At 40.3% G+C, this 2,349-nt stretch carries 3 protein-coding genes; 2 read left to right on the top strand and 1 reads right to left on the bottom strand.

The genetic code is table 11. From position 1 onward, the window contains the following. Positions 1-341 precede the first annotated feature (341 nt). Positions 342-527, top strand: a complete 186-nt coding sequence (locus IOC57_RS25405; RefSeq protein ID WP_207441354.1) for a hypothetical protein — start codon at positions 342-344, stop codon at positions 525-527. 32 nt (positions 528-559) lie between these two features. Here the strand turns inward: IOC57_RS25405 and IOC57_RS25400 are convergent, their stop codons facing one another. After that, positions 560-1,465 (bottom strand): DMT family transporter, encoded by a 906-nt coding sequence (locus IOC57_RS25400; RefSeq protein ID WP_207441353.1) that lies wholly within the window; start codon positions 1,463-1,465, stop codon positions 560-562. A gap of 145 nt (positions 1,466-1,610) precedes the next feature. On the opposite strand from IOC57_RS25400, the gene IOC57_RS25395 reads away from it, so the two are divergent. After that, positions 1,611-2,318, top strand: a complete 708-nt coding sequence (locus tag IOC57_RS25395; protein WP_207441352.1) for an MgtC/SapB family protein — start codon at positions 1,611-1,613, stop codon at positions 2,316-2,318. The last annotated feature ends 31 nt before the right edge of the window (positions 2,319-2,349 follow it).

Genomic DNA, 2,349 nt, shown 5'->3' with positions numbered 1-2,349 from the left:
TGTTGTCGTTTCTCTCAGAAGCGACCTCTATAATGTAACACATTCTGTCACGTTTCGTCAACAACTTTTTTAAAATGTTTTTCAACAACTTGTTAGCTGTTTGAGTTGCTGTCTTTGCGACAAGAAATAATATACCATGTACTTAAAATGTTTGCAATACGTTTTTTGAAACTTTTTCAAAAAAAAACATTTTCATCTATTCCCTACTATATATTCTTTACATCATCACACCCTTTCCCTTTCTATCCAGGCCAAACTCATGTTTTATGAATAAACGAAGCATATTCCCAAAGAAAAACAAATAGTCATATATAGATATCTTTTTTCCATGAGGTGAAGCAATGAATCTGCCATTAATCGGATTACTCATTTCTTACGGTATGGCCCTTTACTTATTCTGTACCGCTTTTTATGAAGCGATCAAGTTCAGCGGAGAAAAAGGCAAGGTGAATGGTACTACGTTTTTATTCAGCTTTACTTTTGCTTTGATTTTCACACGGATCACCTATTTGTTTCACCCCTATTAAATAAAAGCAGTAAGTCGGGAGACTTACTGCTTTTATACGGAGACTTTCGCTTCTTTATGTACCTTGCTTTTCTTTTCATCCTTTAAGAACATCATCAAACCACCCAATATGATGGTTCCCCCCAGGACCTGCGTCCAGAGTATCGGTTCATCTAATATGAAGTAAGCCAGAATTGTCGCTCCCACCGGTTCAAGTAAGATTCCCATCGAAAGCGTCGAAGTGCTTAACCACTTTAGTGACCAATTGAATAAAGAATGCCCTAATAAAGTCGGGAAAATGGCAAGCAAAACGAAATAGAGCCAATCGGAAGCAGGGTATGGCCCCAATGCCTCTCCCTTAAAGATCACATAGAAAAACAATGTGATAGCGCTGATTGCATACACGACAAATGTATATGTTATAGAAGAGATGCGTTTTCGAACATTTTGACCAAACAGTAAATAACCGGTTACCAGCGCACATGCGATAAGCGAAAGAATATCTCCCCAAAGCGCCATACCGCTGATTCTCAAATCGCCCCAGCTAATGACAAGGCTGCCGGCTATCGCAATGATGCCGCTCAATATCGCTTTCATTGAAAATCTTTCTTTAAAAAACAGGTAAGCTCCGGCAAAAGCGAATAAAGGCTGGAGTGTAACAAGCACAGTTGAACTCGCAACCGATGTGTAATTAAGCGATTCAAACCATAAAATAAAATGAAAGGCCAAAAACACTCCTGCCGCAATCGAATACAGCCAATCCTTTTTTTTAATAAATTTAAGTTCATGACGGTATTTCACCAGAAAAACCGGCAACATAAGAAGGACAGTAAATAATAAACGGTAAAAGGCGATAATACCCGATGGAGCGGTCGCCAATTTAACCAGGATGGCTGAAAACGACACGGATGCCACACCAATCGCCAACGCTACATAGGGATTCACTTTCGGCATTTGCATGTAAATTCCTCCTTTCAACGGAATTACGTTTCATTGAACTCTATTCTACTATGTTAAAATTATTAAGGTAGTTTTTTTTGAAAAACGGGTATATGGCAACAGACGATCTTATTCTTCGATAATAATTCGGAAGTGGTGAAACAAAATGGAATGGACATTCGACCCTCAATCAGAACTGCAAATCCTTATCAAATTGGGGATTTCAGCTCTCCTTGGACTAATTATCGGACTAGAGCGAGAAATGAAACGAAAACCCGTTGGATTAAAAACAAGCCTGGTCATTTCGATCGTGAGCTGTTTATTAACGATCGTTTCCATGGAATCCGCTTATAAGTTCCCAGGGAGCGACGACGTAAATATCACGATGGACCCCTTGCGTTTAGCGGCTCAGATCGTTTCTGGCGTTGGCTTTATCGGTGCAGGCGTCATTCTCCGGCGGGACAATAACAGCATATCCGGTTTAACGACAGCCGCCATCATCTGGGGAGCAGCCGGAATCGGGATCGCCGTTGGAGCTGGATTTTTTCTCGAGGCCATTGCCGGCGTCATCCTATTGATCATAAGTGTCGAATTGGTGCCAGCACTCGTCACCTGGCTCGGACCGATGAAGTTACGGCAAAAAGAAATCTTTCTGCAGCTGGTCGTGCAAAATAAAGATGACATTGGCGCCGTACTGAAAAAAATCAAAGACGAAAAAATATTCATCAAAAATCTTAGAATCAAAGATGTGGCAAATGACAATCACCTATTAACACTTAAAGTTCTGGTCGATCATAAAGTTAGGACATCGGAAGTGTATTACACCGTCTCCAATCTTAAGGAAATTGAAAGGGTAGAGATCGAAAATGTATAATAAAAAAAACCGTTTGACTACCTTCAAACGG

Source organism: Bacillus sp. SD075 (genome assembly GCF_017355165.1).
Taxonomy (GTDB): Bacteria; Bacillota; Bacilli; order Bacillales; family DSM-1321; genus Peribacillus.
This window is presented reverse-complemented; position numbering and strand designations above follow the sequence as displayed.

Bases quoted from the DNA above. Each gene is read 5' to 3' on its own strand.
- IOC57_RS25405 (WP_207441354.1), top strand. From the start codon at position 342: ATGAATCTGCCATTAATCGGATTACTCATTTCTTACGGTATGGCCCTT.
- IOC57_RS25400 (WP_207441353.1), bottom strand. From the start codon at position 1,465: ATGCAAATGCCGAAAGTGAATCCCTATGTAGCGTTGGCGATTGGTGTG.
- IOC57_RS25395 (WP_207441352.1), top strand. From the start codon at position 1,611: ATGGAATGGACATTCGACCCTCAATCAGAACTGCAAATCCTTATCAAA.